8 protein-coding genes are annotated in these 21,563 nt (G+C 74.0%); all 8 read right to left on the bottom strand.

The window, feature by feature from the left end; all coding sequences use genetic code 11:
- Positions 1–4: 4 nt before the first annotated feature.
- Entirely contained in the window at positions 5–3,343 is a 3,339-nt protein-coding gene (locus ACFYZR_RS20075) for an amino acid adenylation domain-containing protein (protein WP_391912030.1), read from the bottom strand.
- Entirely contained in the window at positions 3,340–8,157 is a 4,818-nt protein-coding gene (locus ACFYZR_RS20070) for an SDR family NAD(P)-dependent oxidoreductase (RefSeq protein WP_391912028.1), read from the bottom strand. The genes ACFYZR_RS20075 and ACFYZR_RS20070 overlap by 4 nt, the downstream gene beginning before the upstream one ends.
- 1 nt (position 8,158) lies before the next feature.
- Positions 8,159–16,891, bottom strand: coding sequence for an SDR family NAD(P)-dependent oxidoreductase (locus tag ACFYZR_RS20065; RefSeq protein WP_391912026.1), 8,733 nt, complete (start codon positions 16,889–16,891; stop codon positions 8,159–8,161).
- Positions 16,892–17,035: 144 nt separating this feature from the next.
- Positions 17,036–17,509 (bottom strand): methylmalonyl-CoA epimerase, encoded by a 474-nt coding sequence (gene mce / locus ACFYZR_RS20060; RefSeq protein ID WP_391912024.1) that lies wholly within the window; start codon positions 17,507–17,509, stop codon positions 17,036–17,038.
- Positions 17,510–17,616: 107 nt separating this feature from the next.
- Positions 17,617–18,837: a beta-ketoacyl-[acyl-carrier-protein] synthase family protein gene (locus ACFYZR_RS20055; protein ID WP_391912022.1), complete on the bottom strand. Its 1,221-nt coding sequence runs from the start codon at positions 18,835–18,837 to the stop codon at positions 17,617–17,619.
- Positions 18,837–19,076: an acyl carrier protein gene (locus ACFYZR_RS20050; RefSeq protein ID WP_391912020.1), complete on the bottom strand. Its 240-nt coding sequence runs from the start codon at positions 19,074–19,076 to the stop codon at positions 18,837–18,839. Before ACFYZR_RS20050 ends, ACFYZR_RS20055 begins: the two co-directional genes overlap by 1 nt.
- Positions 19,077–19,150: 74 nt before the next feature.
- The gene (locus ACFYZR_RS20045; protein ID WP_391912018.1) at positions 19,151–20,218 is read right to left on the bottom strand and encodes a beta-ketoacyl-ACP synthase III; all 1,068 of its coding nucleotides are present in this window, start codon (positions 20,216–20,218) and stop codon (positions 19,151–19,153) included.
- A gap of 229 nt (positions 20,219–20,447) precedes the next feature.
- Positions 20,448–21,470, bottom strand: coding sequence for a ParB/RepB/Spo0J family partition protein (locus ACFYZR_RS20040; RefSeq protein ID WP_391912016.1), 1,023 nt, complete (start codon positions 21,468–21,470; stop codon positions 20,448–20,450).
- Between the last annotated feature and the right edge of the window lie 93 nt (positions 21,471–21,563).

The following is a 21,563-nucleotide window of genomic DNA, read 5'->3' as shown; positions in this document are numbered from 1 at the left end:
AGGGTCACCTACCGTTCCGTGAACGCGCCCGGCGGTCAGCGGTCCGCTGCCTCCGGTCCCTGGACTGACGACGGCTCTCGGCGCGGTCCTGGGCGCCGAGGGCCGGCCCCCCGCGCGATGCGCCGGGGCGGCCGAGGTACTCCGTGAGGGAACCGACCGTCGGGTACTGAAAGAGTTCGATCATGGAGAGCCGGTGGCCGAGCGTCTCCGCGAGCCGGTTCTTGAACTCGGCCATCAGCAGCGAGTGGCCGCCCAGGTCGAAGAAGTTGTCGTGGGCGCCGACCCGTTCGACGCCGAGCAGCTCGCGCCACAGCCCGGCGAGGGACGCCTCCAGGCCGTCTCGGGGCGTCACGAACGACGTCCCGAGTTCGGGCCGCTCCCCCTGGGGCTCGGGCAGGGCGGCCCGGTCCACTTTGCCGTTGGGGGTGAGCGGCAGCTCCGGCAGCACGACGAAGGCGGCCGGCACCATGTACTCGGGCAGCCGTTCCCTCAGGTGCGCGATCAGCTCACCGGCGGCGGGGGCCCGCGGCCCCTCGGCGGTCAGGTAGGCGGCCAGCCGGACGTCCGCGGCGCCGTGCTCGCGGGCCACCACCACGGCCTCGCGCACCCGCTCGTGCCGGTTCAGCACGGACTCGATCTCACCGAGCTCGATGCGCAGGCCCCGGAGCTTCACCTGGTGGTCGAGACGGCCCAGGAACTCCAGGGCGCCGTCGCCGCGGTGGCGGGCGAGGTCGCCGGTGCGGTACAGGCGTGCCCCGGGCTCCGGGCCGAAGGGACTGGGAACGAAGCGCTCCTCGGTCAGCTCCGGCCGGCCCAGGTAGCCCCGGGCGAGGTTGTGGCCGCCGATGTACAGCTCGCCCGGCACACCGTCGGGGACCGGCCGCAGGTGGCGGTCCAGCACGTACATCGCGGTGTTGGCGATGGGGTACCCGATCGGGACCGGCCGTGGATCACCGTCGCGCCGGCAGGCCCAGGCGGTGACGTCGACGGCCGCCTCGGTCGGTCCGTAGAGGTTGTGCAGCTCCGCGCCCGACCGGGCGAAGAAGCGCTCCTGGAGGGAGGCGGACAGCGCCTCGCCGCTGCAGATGACGCGCCGCAGGCCGGCGCACCGCTCCGCTTCCGGGTCCTCCAGGAAGAGCTGGAGCATCGACGGGACGAAGTGCACGGTCGTGACGGACTCGGCGCGGATGGTCTCGGCGAGGTAGCGGCTGTCCTTGTGCCCCTCGGGCCGGGCGACGACCAGCACCGCCCCGGTCATCAGCGGCCAGAAGAACTCCCACACCGAGACGTCGAAGGAGAAGGGGGTCTTCTGCAGGACGCGGTCGGTGCCGTCCAGCCCGTAGGCGTCCTGCATCCACAGCAGGCGGTTGCGGATCGCCGAGTGGACGTTCATCACGCCCTTGGGCCGGCCGGTGGAGCCGGAGGTGTAGATGACGTAGGCCAGGTCCTCCCCGGCCACGGCGACCCCGAGGTCGTCGGAGTCCTCCCGGGCCAGCTCCTCGGCGAGCTCCTCGACGCACAGCGTCCGCGCCCCGGCCGGGGGAAGCTGTCCGAGGATCCGGCGCTGCGTCAGCAGCACCGGCGCCGCGGCGTCCTCGAGCATGTGGGCGAGCCGGGCCCGCGGATAGCCGGGGTCCATCGGCACATAGGCGCCACCGGCCTTGAGGACCGCCAGCAGGCTCACCACCAGTTCCAGGGAGCGTTCCATGGCGACGCCGACCAGTACGTCGCGGTCCACGCCGAGGCGGCGCAGCCGGCGGGCCAGCCGGTTGGCGCGCCGGTTCAGCTCGCCGTAGGTCAGGGAGTCGCCCTCGAAGCGCACGGCCTCGGCCTCGGGGTGGAGCCGCGCCCGTTCCTCGAAGCACTCGTGGATCAGGCCCTTGCCCGGCCAGCGGCGGGCGGTGTCGTTGGCCTCGACGACGATGCGGTGGCGCTCGGCGTCGTCCAGCAGGTCCAGCAGGTCGACGGGGGTGTGGGGGTCGGCCGCCACCAGTTCGGCCAGCCGCCGGAAGTGACGGGCCATCCGGGCCACGGTCGCCTCGTCGAACAGGTCCCGGTCGTACTCGAACCAGCCGGTGAGCCGGCCGGCCTCGTCGAAGCATTGCAGCTCGAGGTCGAAGCGGGCCCCCTCGGCGCTCAGCGGTACGCGCTCGATCTCCACCCCGGCCATCGCCAGGGCGGGCAGCGGGTCGCTCTGGTACGACAGGCCGGCCTGGAAGACCGGGGACCGGCTCAGGTCGCGGGCCGGGCGCAGCTCCTCCACGATCCGCTCGAAGGGGACGCCCTGGTGGGCGTAGGCGCCCAGGCAGGACTCCCGCACGCGTTCGAGCACCTCGCCGAAGCCGGGGCCGCCGCTCAGGTCCGTGCGGACCGGCAGGGTGTTGACGAAGAAACCGATGAGCGGCTCGGCCTCGGCCCTGCCCCGGCCCGCCGTCGGCACGCCGACGACCACGTCGTCCTGGCCGCTGTAGCGGTGCAGCAGGATCTGCAGGACCGCCAGCAGCGCCATGTACGGGGTGGCGCGGTGGCGCTTGCCCACCTCGCCCAGGGCACGCATCAGCGGCTCGGGCAGGGAGAAGGGGACGGACCCTCCGTTGAATCCCTGGACCGCGGGCCGGGGCCGGTCCGTCGCCAGCTCCAGGGCGGCGGGCGCCCCGGCCAGGTGACGCCGCCAGTACTCCAGGTCCTCCGCGAGCTCCGGCCCGCGCGTGCGCTGCTGCTGCCAGGCGGCGAAGTCGCCGTACTGGATGGCGAGTTCCGGCAACGGCGAGGGCTTGCCGGACCCGAACGCCGCGTAGAGAGCGGACAGTTCGGACACCAGGACGCCCACGGACCAGCCGTCGGAGACGAGGTGGTGCATCGCCAGCGCCAGGACGTGGTCGTCGGTCCCGAGCCGCAGCAGGCGGAACCGCAGCAGCGGCCCGGCGGCGAGGTCGAACGGCTCGTCGAGCGCCTCGGTGATCGCCTTCTCCAGCTCCGCCCCGCCCGGCCGCGACCGGCTCAGGTCCGTCTCGGGAAGGTCCAGGGCGAGGTACGGACGGACGACCTGCACGGGCTTGCCGTCGCGCAGCGGGAACACGGTGCGCAGGGACTCGTGACGCCGGACGATCTCGTTGAGGGCGTCGAGCAGCACGCCGGGGTCCAGCCTGCCGCGCATGCGCAGGGCGGCGGGGATGACGTAGGCGGGGTTGTGGGGCCGCAGCTGTTCCAGGAACCAGATCCCCTGCTGTGCCACGGAGAGGGGGAAGGCGTTCTCCGCCGGGCCGCGCTCGCGCATCAGCTTTTCGAACAGGGCGCGCTTCTCGGGGGAGAGCGCCGCCAGGCTCGCCTGAAGGTCGGTCATTTCACGTCCTCGTGTCCGGCCCCGGCCCGGCCCTCGGGGAGGTCGGCGAGCTGGGCCAGCAGCTCGGCCGCGGCGTCCTCGTAGCGCTCCACGCGCTGGATGGCCGTGTTCCCGGCGGGCGCCCCGCCCTCCGCCAGGTGCCCCGTGATCCGCTCGGCCAGCGTGCGGACCGAGGCGCCTTCGAGGAAGGCGGAGATGGGCAGGGACACCCCGAGCCCGCCCTCGATCTCGTTCTTCAGCTCGACGGCCATCAGGGAGTCGACCCCCAGGTCGATCAGGGGCGTGCCGGCGTCGGGCCGGGAGGACCGGGCGTCCACGGCGGCGGTGACGCTCAGCAGGAGCTGCGCGGTGAGCGTCTGCGCCCGCTCGCCCTCCGGGAGCCCCAGGAGCTCCTCGCGGGTGGGCAGGCTCCGGGCGCGCCGGGCGACGGCCCGGGCGGCGGGCACGCTGCCGCGCGCGCCCACGAGCTCGGAGAGCAGGGCCGATCCCGAGACGTCCTGGTACCGGCGGCCCCAGTCGGACCAGTCCACCGGCACGACGGCGACCTGCGCCAGGTCGTGGCGGAACAGGCGGTGCAGGACGCGCAGCGCCTGGCCGGGGCGGAGGGTGCCCATGCCGCGGCTGAGGCCCGGAGTGGACTCGGCCTCCCGAGCGGCCATGCCGGTGTTCCGCCAGATGCCCCAGTTGACGCTCTGGGCCGGCTTGCCCAGCTCGCGGCGGTACCGGGCCAGGGAGTCCAGGAAGGCGTTGGCGGCCGCGTACGCCGCGAAGAAGGGCGAGCTGAGGATCGAGCTCGTCGAGGAGAAGAGCGTGAAGAAGTCCAGCTCGCGGTGCTCGAACTGACGGTGCAGCACCCAGGCGCCGAGCGCCTTGGACCGCAGGTGCCACTCGAGGGCGTCCGGTTCCAGGTCGAGCAGCGGTACGACGTCGCCGACGCCCGCCGCGTGCACCACACCGCGGATCGACGGCCGGCACTCGGCGTCGTAGCGGTCGAGGAAGGCGCGCACCCGGTCCTCGTCGGAGACGTCGAGCGCCTCGATGCGCACGCTCGCGCCGAGGGCCTCCAGCTCGCGGACCGCGGCCGTCTTCGCGGCCTCCGGGCCGTCGGCGGGCAGCGTGGCCCACTCCTCGCGCGGCGGCAGCGGGGTGCGGCCGGCCAGCACCAGGTGGCGGGCGCCGGCGCGCGCCAGCGACCGGGCCACCTCGAGGCCGAGGCCGCCGAGGCCGCCGGTGATCAGGTAGGCGGCGTCCCGGCGCCAGAGGGCGCCACGGGCCGGGGTGTCGGGGAGCTGCTCGCGCACCAGCCGGGCGACGTGGCGGCCCTCGCCGCGCAGGGCGACCTGGTCCTCCCCGTCACGGCGCGCGATCTCGTCGAGCAGCCGGGCGGCGAGGGACTCGGGGCCGGCCTGGGGATCGAGGTCGACGAGGCCGCCCCAGACGCCGGAGTGCTCCTGCTGGAGGGCGCGGCCCAGGCCCCACAGGGGGGCGGAGGCCACGGCGAGCGGGGAGCCGCTCGCGTCGTCGGCGGGTGTGCGCACGGCGCCCCGGGTCACCAGCCACAGGCGCGCGGTGGCGTCGCCGGTGCCTTTGGCGAGGGCCTGCGCGGCCCGCACCGCGCTCATGCAGCCGTCGCGCTGCGCCCGCAGCAGGGCGGCGCCGGAGCCGGTGGTCCCGGCCTCGTCCAGGCTCCACAGGTGGACGACCTCGAGCTCGTCGCCGAAGGCGGCCAGTTCGCCCAGCAGGCGGGCGAGGTCGGTGGCGCGGTCGGTGCGCACGACGGCCTCCGTGGAGCCGTCGAAGCGGTACTCGTCCCCGGGCCGTACGCGCACGGCGCGTTCCCCGCGGGCGGCGGCGGCCGTCACGAGGGCCTCACCGGCCCCCGTGCCGTCGGCCAGTACGACCCAGGTCCGGGGGGCGGTGTCCGTCAGGGGCGCGGCGGGGGCGTCCGCGGGCTGCCAGTCGAGGCGGTGGAGCAGGTCCTCGTCCGCGAACCCGCCGGTCTCCTCCGGCTCCTCCGCTCCGGGCTCGTACCCCTGGCCGTCCTGGGCGTCGGCGCCGCGGTGGCGCGGCTCGCGCCATACGGGCGTCTGCTCGAAGGCGTAGGTGGGCACCGGCACCCTGGTGCGGGTGTGGTCGGCGTCGAAGCCGTGCCAGTCGAGGTCGCCGCCGTGCGCGTGGAACTGGGCGACGGCCGCGGAGAGCACCTGCCAGTCGTCCTGTTTGGGCCGCAGGCTGGGCAGCAGCAGCGCGTCGTGGTCGGCGGGCAGCATGTCGCCGACCAGGCCCAGGAGGGTCGGGGCGGGGCCGACCTCGATGAAGGTGCGGTAGCCCATGCCGAGCAGGGTGGAGACGCCGGCGGCGAAGCGGACCGGCCGGCGGGCGTGGCGGCACCAGTACTCGGCGTCGGGCGCCTCGTCCCACTGCCACAGCCGGCCGTCGAGGTTGGACACGAGCGGGATGCGCGGCGGCGTGAAGGTGATCTCCTCCGCGGCGCGGCGCAGGGGCTCGAGGATGGGCTCGATCAGGGGCGAGTGCGAGGAGGTGGTGATGTGCAGGAGCTTGGCCCGCACCCCGCGCTCGGAGAAGACGGCGCAGACCCGTTCCACCAGCTCGCGGTCGCCCGAGATCGTGGTGTTGGCGGGCCCGTTGACGGCCGCGACGGAGATCCGGTCGGGCCAGTCGGCGATCTCCTCGGCGACCTCCAGCTCGGAGGCGGAGATCGCCGCCATCGCGCCGCTGTCGGACAGGGTCTGCATCAGCCGGGAGCGCGCCACGGTGAGTTTGAGGCCGTCCTCCAGGCTCATCGCGCCGGCGACGCACGCCGCCACGTACTCGCCGAAGCTGTGGCCCATGACGGCCACCGGCTCCACGCCCCAGGACCGCCACAGCTCCGCCATGGCGTACTCGACCGCGAAGACGGCCGGCTGGGCGTACCCGGTCTCGTTGACCTCCTGGGACTCGGGGTCCTCCGGGTGGAGGACCGACAGCAGGGGCTTGGGCAGCATGGGCCGCAGGATCTCGGCGCAGCGGTCGAGCGCCTTGCGGAAGGTGGGCTGGGTCTCGTACAGGCCGCGGGCCATGCCGACGCGCTGGACGCCCTGGCCGGTGAAGAGGAACACCACGTCGCGGTCACTGGCCTCGCCGACGGCCGTGCTCTCCGGCAGTGGTTCGCCACCGGTGAACGCGGCCAGTCCGTCGGCGAGTTCACGTTTGGTGGACCCGGTGACGGCCAGGCGGTGGCGGAAGCGGGAGCGGCCGGTGTTGGCGGAGTGGCAGAAGTCGGCGGCGGAGCCGGGACCTTCGGCGCTCAGCCGGTCCCGGTACCTGCCGGCGAGTTCGGCCAGGGCGGACTCGCTCTTGGCCGAGAGGGCCAGCACGGACACCGGCCGGGTGTCGTCCACCGGGGGCTCGGTCCGCTCGGGAGCCTCCTCCAGGATGAGGTGGACGTTGGTCCCGCTGAATCCGAAGCTGGACACGCCGGCGATGCGGCGGCCGCCGGTGGCGGGCCACGGGGTGAGCTCGGTGGGGACGGTGAAGGTCGTGCCGTCGAAGGAGATGTCGGGGTTGAGCTGCTGGAAGTGGAGGTTCCCGGGGATCTGGGCGTGCTGGAGGGAGAGGACGACCTTGATCAGCCCGGCGATGCCCGCGGCCGCCTCGGGGTGGCCGATGTTGGTCTTGCAGGAGCCCAGGTAGAACGGCGCGCCCTGCTCGCGGCCGTAGACGTCGGCCAGCGCCTCCACCTCGATGGGGTCGCCGATCCGGGTTCCGGTGCCGTGCGCCTCGACGAAGGTGACCTCGTGGGGCTCGACGCCGGCGGCGGCGACCGCGCGGCGCAGCACATCGCGCTGGGCGGAGCCGTTGGGGGCGGTCAGGCCCGCGCTGCGGCCGTCCTGGCCGACGGCGCCGCCGCGCAGGACGGCGAGCACGTTGTCGCCGTCGCGGACGGCGTCCGACAGGCGCTTGAGGACGATGACGCCGCATCCCTCGCTGCGCACATAGCCGTTGGCGGAGGCGTCGAACGCCTTGCAGCGCCCGTCCACCGAGACCATGCGGCCGAACTGGGAGAAGGAGACGCTCGGCAGGGGGGAGAGGATGACGTTCACACCGCCGGTCAGGGCCAGGTCGCACTCGCCGGAGCGCAGGCTCTGGGCGGCCTGGTGGACGGCGGCCAGGGCGGAGGAGCAGGCGGTGTCGACGGCCACGCTCGGGCCGCGCAGGTCGAGGGTGTAGGAGATACGCCCGGGCAGGACGCTGTGGGCGAAGCCGGTGGTGGCGTGGGCGGTGTAGTCCAGCGGGTGGTGGAGGGTCTCGGTGGCGAAGTCGAAGCTGGCGACGCCCATGAAGACGCCGGTCCGGCTGCCGGCCAGGGACGAGGGCGCCAGGCCCGCGTTCTCCAGGGCCTCCCAGGCGACCTCCAGGCTCAGCCGCTGCTGCGGGTCCATGAAGAGGGCCTCGCGCCGGGAGATGCCGAAGAACTCGTGGTCGAAGCGGTCGACGTGGTCGAGGAAGCCGCCCGAGCGGGTGCTGACCTTTCCCGGAGCGGGCTTCTCGCTGAAGAAGGCGTCGGCGTCCCAGCGGTCCGCGGGGACCTCGGTGACGGCGTCGATGCCCTTGCTGAGCACGTTCCAGTAGGTGTCGGCGTCGACCGCTCCGCCGGGGAAGCGGCAGCCGAGGCCGACGATCGCGACGGGCTCGGAGGCGGCGCGTTCGTACGCGTCGAGCCGGCGCTGCATCCGCTCCATCGTCAGATAGGCGCGTTTGAGCGTGGATGCCGAGGTCGTCTCGCCGCCCGGCGTGGTGTTTTCCGAGGTCATTTCAACGCCCTTCGTCGATCTGCTTCGTCTTGGCCAGGAGGAGCGCCTCGATCTCGCCGTCGGAGAGCGCGTCCAGGTCGCTCTCGGTGTCGTCAGCGTGCGGCGGGGCGGCGGTGGCCTCGGTCCGGGTGGTGGCGCCTGCCGGCGCCGGGTCGTCGTCGGGTCCGGCTTCCAGGGGGATGTCCATGCGCTCGGCGAGGAAGGGGACCAGCACGTCGATCGTCGGGTAGCGCCAGGTGATGGTGGCGGGGAGCTCGGTCCACAGGGACGACTCCAGTCGTTTGCGCAGTTCGAGCGAGAGCAGCGAGTCGAAGCCCATGCTGGTCAGCGGGGCGGCCGTGTCGATGTCCGCCGCGTCGAGCCCGAGCACACGGCCCGCCTCCGCCCGGCAGTGCTGTACGAGGATGGCCCGGCGGCGCCGGCCCGGCTCGACCGCCAGCAGTTCCTTGCGGACCCCGCTCTGCGGCCGCCGGGTGCCGGGGGTGCCCGCGCCGGTGTCCAGCAGGCTCGCGAGGAGACCGGGGACCACTGCGCCGTCGGCGGACTGCCGCAGCTTCTCCCGGTCGAGCGGCAGGACGCCGGCCTGGGCGGTCGGGGTGCGCAACAGCCGGTCCAGGGCCTCGATGCCGTCCCTCGGGACGATGCTGAGGAGGCCCCGGGCGGACAGCGCGCCGCCACGGTCCGGGCGGGCGGCGAGTCCGGCCTCCGCCCAGGGGCCCCAGTTGACGCTCAGCGCGGGCAGGCCCAGCGCGCGGCGGTGCTGTGCCAGGGCGTCCAGGAAGGCGTTGGCGGCGGCGTAGTTGGCCTGGCCGGCCGAGCCGATGAGCGAGGCGGCGGAGGAGTAGAGCACGAAGAAGTCCAGCGCGCGCTCGCGGGTCGCCCGGTGCAGGTGCCAGGCGCCCGCCGCCTTGGGTTCGGCCACGGCCCGGAAGCGGTCCGCGTCGAGCCGGCCCAGCAGGCCGTCGTCGAGGGTGCCGGCGGCGTGGACGATGCCCGCGAGCGGTGGCATCGAGGCGTCGATCCCGCCGAGGAGGGCGGTGACGTCCTCGTGACGGGAGACGTCCACCGCGCGCGTCTCGATCTGGGCCTGCCGGGAGCGCAGTTCGCCGAGGACCGCCTCCGCGGCGGCCGAGGGGCCGCTCCGGCCGGCGAGCACCAGGTGGCGGGCGCCCTGGTCGACGAGGTACCGGGCGGTCTCCAGGCCCAGCGCGCCCAGGCCGCCGGTGATCAGGTAGGTCGCGCCCGCCCGGACGGGCCCGGTGGCGCGTTCGGCGATCGTCGCGGGGCCGGAGGCGTCGGGGTGCAGCACGATCTTTCCGGTGTGCCGGGCCTTGGCCATGCGGGCGAAGGCCTCGGAGGCCTTGGAGTACGGGAAGTCCGTCACCGGCAGCGCGGTGAAGTCCCCGTCCGCGAAGCCGCGTACCAGCTCGTCGAAGAGGTGGGCGACCAGCCGCGGCTGCTCGGCGAAGGAGAGTTCGAGGTCGACGGCGAAGAAGTGCCGGTTCTGCTTGAGCAGGCCCAGGCCCAGGTGGCTGTCGTCGTAGACGTCCTGTTTGCCGATCTCGACGAAACGGCCGCCCGGCGCCAGCAGTCGCAGGCCGCGGGCCAGCGCCTCGCCGGCGATCGAGTTGAGGACCACGTCGACGCCGTGGCCGTCGGTCAGTTCCCTGATCTCGTCGGCGAAGTCCAGCGACCGCGAGTCCATGACGTGCCGGACGCCGAGGGAACGCAGCAGTTCCCGCTTCTCCTTCGTGCCGGCCGTCGCATAGACCTCCGCGCCGTTGCGTCGCGCGACCTGCAGAGCGGCGAGGCCGACGCCGCCGGTCGCGGAGTGGATGAGGACCTTCTCCCCCTCGCCCAGGCGGGCCAGGTACTCCAGGCCGTAGATCGCCGTCAGGAAGGCGACGGGGAGGGCGGCCGCCCGGGCGTCGTCGAGCCCGGAGGGCCGAGGCGCCACCAGGGCGGCGGCGGTGGTGGCGTGGGCCGCCATGCTGGAGGTGGCGATGGCCATCACCGCGTCGCCCGGCCGGAACCGGTCGACCCCCTCGCCCACGGCGGTCACCCGCCCGGCGCACTCGCCGCCGAGGGGCACGCTGCTGCCGGAGGGCACGCCGGGGCAGATGTCCATGGCCTTGAGCACGTCGTTGAAGTTGAGGCCGGCGGCGCCGACTTCGATCTCGACCTGTCCGGGGCCGGGTGCGGTCCGGTCCCACCGGGTCGGCGTCAGGCTGTCCAGCGTGCCGGGCCGGGTCGCCAGGAGGCGGTGGTTGCCGTCCTCCCGGGGGGCGTAGGGGCGCCGGTGCCAGGCCGTGGCGTTCTCCTCCCCGGGGGCGCTCCAGGCCCGGAGGCGGGGGACGAACCGCTTGCCGTCCCGTAGCGCCAGTTCCTCCGTGTCCCCGGGCCGCAGCAGTTCGTCCAGGAGCCCGGCCGCGTCGGCGGCGGGATCCGGGTCGAGGTCGACGACGGTGGAGCGGAGTTCGGCGTGCTCGAGCCGCAGTACCCGGGCCAGGCCCCACAGCGGTGCCTGGGCGACGGCCGGGGGCGCGTCCTCGTCCCGGATCCGCTGGGCGCCCCGGGTGGCCAGCACCAGACGCGGGGGCGTGTGGTCCCCGTCGGCCGTGGTGAGGGCCTGGACCAGGTGGAGCGCCGAGACGGTGCCACCGTCCGTCGCCGTCCACAGCGCGCCGGGCACGTCGTCGTCGGCGAAGTCGGCGTCGAGCGTCCAGGCGTGGACCGCGCCCGCGGGCGCGGACAGGGTGGCGTACAGCTCCGTGAGGAGCGTGGTGAGGTCCTCGCGCCCGGCGGGGTCGACGGTGTACCGGTGCTCGTCCAACCGCCGGTAGCCGTCGCCGGGGGTGACGGTGACGCAGGTGCCGCCCGCCGCCTCGATCCTGGAGCGCAGGTCGTCGCCGGTGCCCGTCCGGTCGGCGAGGAGGAGCCACCAGCCGGCGGCCGCGTCCGCGCGGGCCGCGGCCGGGTCGTCGGCCGCCTCCTGCCAGCGCGGCTCCAGCAGGGACTCGGCGACGGCGTCGCGTTCCTCCGCGCCGTCCAGGCGCTGGAGGGTGACCCCGCCGACCTCGCCCACCCGGTGGCCGGAATCGTCGAGGAGCAGGACCCTTCCGCGGTGGGTTCCCTCGGGCACGGCCTCCGCGGTGTCGATCACCGCGTGGGCCCAGCGGGGGGCGGCGTGCCCGGGGACCAGCGTGAACCGGCCGACGCCGACGGGGAGGTAGGTGGCGGCCTCGCCGAGCGCCGCGGCGAGCACCTGCAGAGCGCTGTCGAGCAGGGCCGGGTGGACCAGGTAGGGGTCCCTGTCCGTGGTCAGTTCCGGCAGGCCGCGGAGGTGGGCGAGGGCCTCGCCCTCGCCGCGCAGGATCTCGTCGACGCCCTGGAACGCGGGGCCGTACCCGAGGCCGGCCCGGTCGAGGGCCGCGTAATGGCCGTCGGCGTCGGTGGGCTCCGGGCAGCGGTCGCGCAGGGCGTCCAGCGTGTCGGCGGTGTCGGGGCCCTGCGCGTCGCGTGCCGGGATCCGGTACCTGCCGCGCGCCGCCTCGGCCCAGTCCTGTCCGTCGTCCGCCTCGCCACCGCGGCTGAACAGCCGGAAGGAGCCGGTGTCCCCGGTCTCGGGGAACGCCACGAGCTGGAGGGTGGTGCCGGCCGCCTCCTCGGGCACGACCGTCATCCGGGTGAAGCGGACGTCCTCGATGACGGTCCGCTGGTCGCCGAGCGTCTGCCGCGCCGCGGCCAGGGCCGCGTCCAGCACGAAGCTCGCGGGCAGTACGGCCGTGCCGCCGACGCGGTGGTCCCGCAGGTAGGGGAAGTCCGCGAGGTCGACGCGAGCGGACCAGTACGAGGCACCGGGCGCGACGGCGGAGCGCACGAAGTCGCGCAGGGCGGGGTGGCCCTCGCGCGCCGTCCGGCGCGCGCGCCCGCCTTCGTCGTCGACCCAGTGGCGCTGTCGCTGCCAGGGGTAGGTCGGCAGGTCGGCCATCGGTCCGCCGCAGCCGTACAGGCGGCCCCAGTCGACGGGGTAGCCGGCGGCGTAGAGGCGGCCGACCGCGTCCAGGACCGAGTGGCGGCCGGAGGTGTCGCGGCGGAGCGAGGCGACCACCACGCCGTCGGCCTCCTGGACGGCCAGCCGCTCCGTGACGGCCTCACCGAGCATGGGGTGCGGGGAGATCTCGACGAAGGCGTCGTGGCCGGAGTCGGCCAGCGCCGTGACGACGTGGTCGAAGAGGACGGGCGAGGTGAGGTTGGCGGCCCAGTACTCGGCGTCCAGCCGGGCGCCGTCGACGGGTTCGCCGGTGACGGTCGAGATCATCGGGATCGCCGCAGCCCGGGGCGTCAGGCCGGTCAGCAGGCGCCACAGCTCACCGGCCGCGGGCTCCATCAGGGGGCAGTGGGAGGCGAACTCGACCGACTCCAGGACCCGGCAGAAGACGCCCTCGGCCTCCAGGTCGCGGGCCAGGCGCTCCAGGGCCGCGCCCTCGCCGGAGAACACCGTGCTGCCAGGGCTGTTGCTCGCCGCGATCCACACGGGGCCGGGCGCGCGGTCGGCCAGGACGCGCAGCGCCCGCTCGTGGGAGACGCCGGCCATGGCCATCCGGCCGCGGCCGGCCGCCGCGCGCAGCGCGCGGCCGCGGTGCAGCGCCACCAGGAGCGCGTCCTCCAGGCCCAGGGCGCCGGCGACGTGGGCCGCGGCGATCTCGCCGACGCTGTGGCCGACGACGGTGGCGGGCTCCACGCCCCAGGACCGCCAGAGCGCGGCGAGGGCGATCTGGACGGCGCACAGGGCGGGCTGGCCGACGTCGGTGGCCATCAGCCGTGACCCGTCCTGATCGGCCGTCAGCTCGGCGAGCAGGGACCAGTCGGTGTGCCTGCGCAGCAGAGCGTCGCAGCGCTCGAGGGCGGCGCGGAAGACCGGCTCGGTCTTCAGCAGGTCGGCGGCGACGGGCCACCAGCGGGCGCCCTGCCCGGAGAAGACGAACGCCGTCCTCGGCCGCCGGCCGACCCGCCGCCCGCCGGTGGACAGGCCCGGCGCCTCCTCGCCGCGGGTGAACGCGGCCAGTGCCTTGTGGAAGTCCCCCAGTGTGCCGCCCACGACGGCGATGCGGTGTTCGTGGTGGTCGCGGCGGACCCCGGCGGCGAAGGCGAGGCTCTGCGGGGTGAGCCCGGCCCCGGCGGCCAGCCGGGTGACGTACCGGCCGGCGAGGTCGCGGAGGGCCTCCTCGCTACGGGCCGAGACGGCGAGCGCGTAGGCGTGGCCGGGGGCGGGAGGCTCGGCGACGGGCTGTCGCGTCGCCTCTTCGACGACGACGTGCGCGTTGGTGCCGCCGAAGCCGAAGGAGCTGACGCCGGCGAGGGCGGGCCCCTCCGTCGCGGGCCAGGGCTGCAGCCGGTCGGCGACCCGCAGCGCCACCTCGTCGAAGGGGATGTGCGGGTTGGGCTCGCGGTAGTGGAGGCTCGCCGGGACCATCCGGTGACGCACCATCAGAGCGGCCTTGATGAGGCCGCCCATGCCGGCCGCGGCCTCCATGTGGCCGAGGTTGGACTTCACCGAGCCGATCAGGCAGGGGGTTTCGGCGTCCCGGCCCTCGGCGAGCACGGCGGCCAGCGCCTTGGCCTCGATGGGGTCGCCGAGCACGGTCCCGGTGCCGTGGGCCTCGGCGTAGTGCACCTCCTGCGGCCGTACGCCGGCGTTGGCGTAGGCGGCCCGCAGGACGGCCTCCTGGGCCTGCGGGTTGGGGGCCATGAGGCCGTTGCTCCGGCCGTCCTGGTTGACCGCGCCGCCGCGGATGACGGCGTGCACGGTGTCCCCGTCCGCGAGCGCCCGGCTGAGCGGCTTGAGGACGACGACTCCGGCGCCCTCGGAGCGGACGTATCCATTGGCGCTCGCGTCGAAGGTCTTGCAGCGCCCGTCGGGGGCCATCACCCCGGCCTTGCCGAAGTTGATGGCGAACGCCGGGGAGAGGATCAGGTTGACGCCGCCGACGAGGGCGGCGGTGCAGTCGCCGCTCGCCAGCGCGGAGAGCGCCTGGACCACCGCGACCAGCGAGGAGGAGCAGGCGGTGTCCACGGCCATGCTGGGGCCGCGCAGGTCGAAGAGGTACGACAGGCGGTTCGCGGCGATGCTCAGCGCGCTGCCCGTGCCGGTGTAGGCGTCGATGCTGTCCAGCTCGGTGAGCCTGCGCGTGGCGTGGTCGAAGGTGGAGATGCCGACGAAGACCCCGGTGCGCGAGCCGGCCAGGCTCTCCGCCGGGATGCCGGCGTCCTCCAGCGCCTCCCAGGCGACCTCGGCCAGCAGCCGCTGCTGCGGGTCCATGCGGGCCGCCTCCGGCGCCGGGATGCCGAAGAACCGGGCGTCGAAGCGGTCGACGCCGTCGAGGAAGCCGCCCCAGCGGGTGGGGGTGCGGCCGGGCACCGAAGGGTCGCTGTCGTAGAACTCGTCGACCTTCCACCGGTCGGCCGGCACTTCGGTGATGGCGTCACGGCCTTCGCACAGCAGGTCCCAGAAGGCCTTGGGGCTGTCGGCGCCGCCGGGGAAGCGGCAGCCCATCCCGACGATGGCGACGGGCTCGGGGGCGGACGGCGCTCCGCCCGGCCGGCCGGCGGGGCGGGCGGCCGCGGCCGGGCCGGGGACGGTCGCACGGTCGTCGCCGGAGGACGGCTCCACCGCCTTCGCCGGTGCGCCGGCGAGGTGGCCGGCCAGGGCCTCGACGGTGGGGTACTCCCAGGCCACCGTGGTGTTCACCGGCCGCCCGAGCCACTGCTCCAGGTCGCCGATCATCGTCACCATCTCCACGGACTGCAATCCGTAGCCGGCGATGGGCCGGCGCGGGTCCAGCTCGCTCGCCGGGACGCCGAGCCGGTCGGCGAGCCCGGTCAGCAGCCACTCCTCGATCCGGTTCCGCCCCGGGCCGGGCGTCGTGCCCTCGCCGGGCGCGGTGCGGCCGGCGGCCGGCGTCGGCGTCTGGCTCCAGGTGGCGACGGTGGCGAGGGTGCCGTCGAGGAAGGAGTCCAGGCACGCGGCGCGCTGGAGCTTGCCGCTGGAGGTCTTGGGGACCCGGCCGCGGCCGACCAGGGCGATGTGGTGCGCCTGGAGCCCGTGTTCCTCGGCGACCCTGGCCCGTATCGCCGCGATGACGCGGTCGGTGTCGAGGTCGTCCGGGCCGCCGTCGACCTCGTGGACGATGATCAGCCGCTCCTCGTCGCCGGCCTCGCGGGCGCCGGCCACTCCGCAGCCGGGGCGCAGGGCCGGGTCGGCCTCCTCGACGGTCCGTTCGATGTCCTGCGGGTAGTGGTTGCGGCCCGCGATGACGAGGACGTCCTTGATGCGGCCGGTGACGTGGAGTTCGGTGCCGTCGAGGAACCCCAGGTCGCCGGTGCGCAGGAAGGGGCCTTCGCCGGTGTCCGGGATGTGGGCCGCGAAGGTCTCCTCGGTCTCGCGCGGCCGCTGCCAGTAGCCGTGGGCGACGCTCGGGCCGCTGACCCAGATCTCCCCGACCCGGCCCTCGGGCAGCCGGGTGTGGGTGTCGGTGTCCACGATCGCGACGGTCTGGCCGTCGAGGGAGGCGCCGCAGCCGGCCACCGTCCGGGCGTCCTCGCCCGGGGCCGCGTCGACGGCGTGGTGCCGGGCCAGTTCTCCGGACGCGAGCCGCCGGGCGACCGGCGCCGCGGCGCGGTCGCCGCCGGAGACGACCAGGGTCGCCTCGGCCAGCCCGTAGGCCGGGTAGAGCGCTTCGCGCCGGAATCCGGCGTCGGCGAAGGTCTCGGCGAACCGGTCCAGTGTGCTCTGGCGGACCGGCTCGGCGCCGTTGAGCGCGAGCCGCCAGCCGCTCAGGTCGAGGGTGGCACGGTCCTCCTCGGCGATCTTCGTCGCGGCCAGCTCGTAGGCGAAGTTGGGGGCGCCGCTGAGGGTCGCGTGGTGCTCGGATATCGCCCGCAGCCAGCGGACGGGGCGCTTGAGGAAGGAGAAGGGCGACATGAAGGTCACCGGGTATCCGCCGTGGGCGGGCGCCAGCAGCCCGAAGATCAGCCCCAGGTCGTGGTAGGGCGGCAGCCAGCTGACCATGTGGTCGGTGTCGCCGGCCGCGAAGAGCCGCCGGTTCTGCTCGGTCAGGTTGTGGGCGAGGTTGGCGTGAGTGACCATCACGCCCTTGGGGCGGCTGGTGGAACCGGAGGTGTACTGGAGGAAGGCCAGGTCGTCGCCGGTGAGGTCCGGGTGGTGCCAGGAGTCGGCGGCCGCGTCGTCGAGGTCGTCGACGCTCAGCCATGCCAGCTGTCCGAGCGCGGGGGCGGTGGCGGCGAAGCGGTCCCGCAGCGCGGTGACCGACGCGGGCGCGAGGACGGCGGCGGGGCGGGCGTCCTCGATGATGCCCACCAGTCGCGGCAGCGTGCGCTTGAGGAACGCGGGATCGGGCGGGTACACCGGCACCGCGATCACTCCCGCGTAGAGGCAGGCGAAGAACGACGCCACATAGTCCAGACCGGCCGGGCAGAGGATCAGCGCCCGTTCCCCTGCGGGGACCCGCTCCTGGAGCGCGGCCGCGATCACGCGGATCCGGCGGTCCATGTCGGCGTTGGTACGGGCGAGCGGGTTCCCCTCACCGTCGACGAGGAAGCGGAAGGTGCGTTCCGCCGGGTTTTCGGCGAAGACGTTCCGGAAATGATCGACCAGTGTGGTCGATGCTCGGCCCGGTGTGGCGCCGTTCGGTGATTTCGAGTTCTTGCGCATTGCTGCCGCCCCCCTTATTCCGGTCAGATCTTTCCGGGATCGCGAGGGACTTTATTGATCCCCCGTATCCGGTTCAAGAGATTTTCAAGTGGTCCTTTGCGCAGGGCCGTTAGCCTGGCTCCGGCAAGGACGCCCGGCGTGGCGTCAGCCGGCGGCCGGTTCCACGAGTTCGACGAGAATGCCGCCGGTGTCGCCGGGGTGCACGAAATTGATCCGCGAGCCCGCGGTGCCGCGGCGCGCAGCGTCGTACAGCAGCCGGACGCCGCGTGCGCGCAGTGTGGCGCAGGCGGCCTCCACATCGGTGACGGTGTAGGCGACCTGCTGCACTCCGGGGCCCGAACGGTCCAGGAACCGGGCGATCGTCGACGTCGGCGACAGTGGCGCGAGCAGCTGCACGCGGCCGCCCCGATCGTCGGTCCCGACCTCCATCATCGCCTCGCGCACGCCCTGTTCGAGGTTTTCCTCGATATGAACGCAGCGCATGTCGAACACCCGCTGATACCGCTCGATCGCCGCCTCGAGGTCGGGGACCGCTATTCCGATGTGGTCGATGCGCACCAGACCGATTCCTGCCGTCGTCGTACCGGCCGCGGTCGGGTTGCCAATGTTTTCCACCATGAGTCGGCCGACGGGGCCGCACCGGATCCGGGCACGGCTCCGCCTCCTCCGTTCTTTGGGAATTGAAGGGGTCTTGGGAATGGAACGGGTTCGCGGGTACCCGGTGCTCAGGCCCGGGCGATCGCCAATGTGGCGTTCTGGCCGCCGAATCCACAGGAATTGCTCAGCGCGAGTTCCACGGGCGTTCGGGTCGGCGCGTCGGCGACCTCGATGTCCATCCTGGGGTCGAGCCGGTCGAGGTTGGCGGTGGGGGGCACCAGGCCCTGTTCCACGGCCAGGACGGAGAAGACGGCCTCCACCGCCCCGGCCGCGCCCAGCAGATGGCCCGTCACCCCCTTGGTGGATGTCACGAGCGGGCCGTCGGGCAGCACCCGGTCGATCGCCGCCGCCTCCACCAGGTCGTTGAGGGGGGTGGAGGTGCCATGGGCGTTGATGTGCCGGACGTCGGCCGGGGTGGCGTCCGCGTCGGCCAGGGCCGCGCGCAGGGCCTGTTCGATCCCGGCGCCCTCGGGGTGGGGGCGCGTCATGTGGTGCGCGTCGGCGCTCGCCCCGTAGCCGGCGATCCTGGCGCGGACGCCCGCGCCGCGGGCCCGGGCGTCGGCGGTGCGCTCCAGCACCAGCACTCCCGCGCCCTCGCCGGCGACGAATCCGTCCCGGTCGGCGTCGAAGGGCCGCGAGGCGGCCGCCGGGTCGTCCGAGCGCCCGGACAGGGCGCCCATCTGCGCGAACCCGGCCATCACCAGCGGGGTGACCATCGCCTCGCTGCCGCCGGCCAGGACGATGTCGCAGCGGTCCAGCGCGAGCAGGTCCCGAGCCGTGCCGATGGCGGTGGTGCCGGAGGCGCAGGCCGTGGCCACCACCAGGTTGGGGCCGGTCGCCCCGAACTCCATGGCGGTCTGCCCGGCCAGCATGTTCGGCAGCTGCATGGGCAGCAGCAGCGGGGACACCTTGGCGGCGCCGCGCTCGCGCAGGACGTGGTGCTGCGCCTCCACCGTGCCCGGTCCGCCGTCGGCGCAGCCGAGCACCACGCCGACCCGGGCGCCGTCCCAGGTCCGCGGGTCGAGCCCGGCGTCGGCGATGGCCTCCCGCGCGGCCACCAGCGCGAACCGCACGAACGGGTCCAGGCGGTGGGCGCGGCGGGCGCCGAGCAGTTCGTCCGCGTCGAAGCCGGGGACCCGGCAGGAGATCCGGACGACGTTGTCCTTCAGGGCGGGGTCCAGGGCGGCCGCGGGCCGGCCCGCGCAGACCGCGGCCCAGCTCGGCCCCACCCCCACCCCGCCCGGGGTGACCAGCCCGAGGCCGGTGACGGCGACATCGATCCCGGACATCAGGCCTTGGTGCTCCGCTCTTCCACGAGGCCCACCATGTCGCTGATCGTCGACGCGCCCAGCAGCTCGTCGTCGCCGATCTCGAGGCCGAACTCCTGCTCCAGCATCAGCGACAGCTCGACCATCGCCAGGGAGTCCAGCTCGATGTCCTCCCATGTCGCCTCGGGGGTCACCTGCTCCGGGGTCACCTTGAGGTTGTTGACCAGGATTTCCTTGATCTGCTCGAACCCTACGGACACGGCGTTTCCTTTCCTGAACACGGGAAGTCCCCTCAAAGGGGCGGCTGTTGGTGGGGTGGTCGCGGGCGAGGGGCTCAGAGGGCCTTCACTTCGGGCCACCGCAGGGTGGTGGCGCCCCAGGCCAGCCCGCCGCCGAACGCGGTGAGCAGGACTCGGTGCCCCGGCACCAGGCTCCCCTCGGCGGCGGCCTGGGCCAGCAGGAGCGGGATGGAGGCGGCGCCGGTGTTGCCGACCCGCTCGATGTTGGACAGCCGGCGCTCGGCCGGGATCCGCAGCCGGTCCGCGACCGTGGCCAGGATGCGGGCGTTGGCCTGGTGCGCCGCGAGCCGGTCGATGTCGGCCATCCGTGTGCCCGCGCCCTCGGCCGCCGCGTGACAGGCGGCGGTCATCCGGGTGACCGCGTGCCGGTAGGTGTCGCGCCCCCGCATCCGGAAGTACTCCTCGCCCGGCGCCGCCGGTACCCCCGAGGAGCGCTGCCGGGAGCCGCCCGCGGGTACCTCGATGAGGTCGCTCAGGGTGCCGTCGCTGCCCAGCACGACCGGTCCGAGGGCGCCCGGCTCGGCCGCCTCGCCGGCCCGCAGGACCACCGCGCCGGCACCGTCGGCGAAGATCACGGCGGTGGTGCGGTCCGCCGGGTCGATGATGGTGGTGAAGGCGTCGGCCGCGATGAGCAGGACCCGCTCGGCGGTGCCGGCCGCGATGAGGCCGGCGGCCGTGGCCAGTCCGTAGAGGAAGCCGGTGCACACGGCGGCGACGTCGAAGGCGGCCACTCCCGTCAGCCCGAGCCGCGCGGCCACCTCGGGCGCGGTGGCCGGGCACGGCCGGTCGGGGGTGGTGGTGGCCAGGACGACGGCGTCCGCACCCTGCTCGCCCGCGGAGGTCAGCGCCCGTCGGCCGGCCTCCACCGCGAGGTCCGAGGTCGCGGTCCCGGGTGAGACCACATGGCGGGTGGCGATGCCGGTCCGGGTGCGTATCCATTCGTCGGAGGTTTCCAGCCGGGCCTCGAGGTCCTGGTTGGTCACGACGTCGGGGGGCAGGTACGACCCGATCCCGGCGATGACCGCCGCGCGTCCCGGAGGCGGGCCGGCCACGGCGGGACGTTGCTGGCCTGAATTCACCGATGCGGCCGTGGAATCAGCCATGGTGCCGAGTTCTCCTTCCTGGTGGACCAGCGGGAGGGATACGGCATCGGGGGACGGCCGGCATGGCGGAAACTATTCAACCCCGTTGCCAAAGAAACGACCTGAAATGGCGCAAACGATTCAAACAAACATCCGGCGCCTGCCTCTCAGTTGTACCGACGGCCCGTCCGGGCGGCAAGCACCGGCCATTGTCCCGAAAGACACTTGCACGCACCAACTACGCGGGGTCTCAGCTCGCTTTACCAGGGCTTGGCGCGCATCGCCGTTCGAGTTCCCGCGCGAACTGGATCCACTGCTCACCGCATCGCCGCGCCGTGCGGGCCACGTCGGCGGCACGGTGCGTGGGCACGCCCTCGGCCAGCCAGCGCCATTTCTCGGGGGCCAGCGACTGGGATGTCAGCAGGTGCAGCAGGGTCCGCCCCGCCTCGGTGAAGCGCAGCGAGGGGTCCTTGCGCATGTTCGCCAGCACGGAGCGGCCCTCGGAGGGTGCGGGGGACGCCGACTGCCGCCCCTCACCTGGGGATTCCCGTGTATCCTCGGCGTCGGCGACCCGCTGTTCGGCGGCGCGCAGCTTCGGCGGCACCGGGTCCTCGCCCCGCTTCAGCCTCTTGCGCACGTCCCTGGCCGTGGCGACGGCGACCCCCGCCGCCTCGGCGATCTCCCGCAGCGAGGCGTCGGGCCGGCCGAGGATGAACTCGCAGGCCCGCCTGCGGGCCTGGGCCGCGTTGAGCGGGCGGACCCGGCCGTCCCGGCCGGTCCGGGCGTTCAACTGTGCGGCCTGGTCGGTTGAACGGGTGCGCAGGCCCCCGACGGCGCTCGGGGAGATGCCGGTGACCTCCGCGATCCGCCGGTCCGACCAGTGCGGGTGCGTACCGATGATACGGGTGGCCGCGGCCATCCGGTCGGCCTGCGAAAGCGGCATCCCGTGCTGGGTGTTGAGCTTCACCGCCAGGACGAAGGCGTCCTCGGGGGAGCCGTCGACGAACCGGGCCTCGATGTGTTCGTCCCCCCTGAGCAGGGCGGCCCTCACCCGGTGCACCCCGTCGATGATCCGCATCGTGGGGCGGTGCACGACGATCGGTGGCAGCGGAACGTCCGATTCGGCCAACGCCCGGGTGTGCTGGGCGTTCTCCCCGGCCAGCCGCGGTGAGCCGGCGGGCAACAGGGACCTGACCGACACGATTTCGGTCAGGTACTGCTGGAGTTCATTCCTGTCGTGGAAGGTCACGGTACCGGCCAACAGTTCGGACATGGTTCCCCTCTCCATGCGCCTGGTGATCCCTCCTACTCCAGCGCGTCTATGATCACTCTTAAAGAATTCCAACCGGTCAGTTTGGTCAGCTTG

The sequence above is a fragment of the Streptomyces sp. NPDC001678 genome, assembly GCF_042892945.1.
Taxonomy (GTDB): Bacteria; Actinomycetota; Actinomycetes; order Streptomycetales; family Streptomycetaceae; genus Streptomyces.
This window is presented reverse-complemented; position numbering and strand designations above follow the sequence as displayed.

Excerpts from the sequence above, each read along its gene's own strand:
- ACFYZR_RS20065 (WP_391912026.1), bottom strand. The coding sequence starts at position 16,891 with ATGCGCAAGAACTCGAAATCACCGAACGGCGCCACACCGGGCCGAGCA.
- ACFYZR_RS20045 (WP_391912018.1), bottom strand. The coding sequence starts at position 20,218 with ATGGCTGATTCCACGGCCGCATCGGTGAATTCAGGCCAGCAACGTCCC.
- ACFYZR_RS20055 (WP_391912022.1), bottom strand. The coding sequence starts at position 18,837 with ATGTCCGGGATCGATGTCGCCGTCACCGGCCTCGGGCTGGTCACCCCG.
- ACFYZR_RS20040 (WP_391912016.1), bottom strand. The coding sequence starts at position 21,470 with ATGTCCGAACTGTTGGCCGGTACCGTGACCTTCCACGACAGGAATGAA.
- ACFYZR_RS20075 (WP_391912030.1), bottom strand. The coding sequence starts at position 3,343 with ATGACCGACCTTCAGGCGAGCCTGGCGGCGCTCTCCCCCGAGAAGCGC.
- ACFYZR_RS20070 (WP_391912028.1), bottom strand. The coding sequence starts at position 8,157 with ATGACCTCGGAAAACACCACGCCGGGCGGCGAGACGACCTCGGCATCC.
- mce (WP_391912024.1), bottom strand. The coding sequence starts at position 17,509 with ATGGTGGAAAACATTGGCAACCCGACCGCGGCCGGTACGACGACGGCA.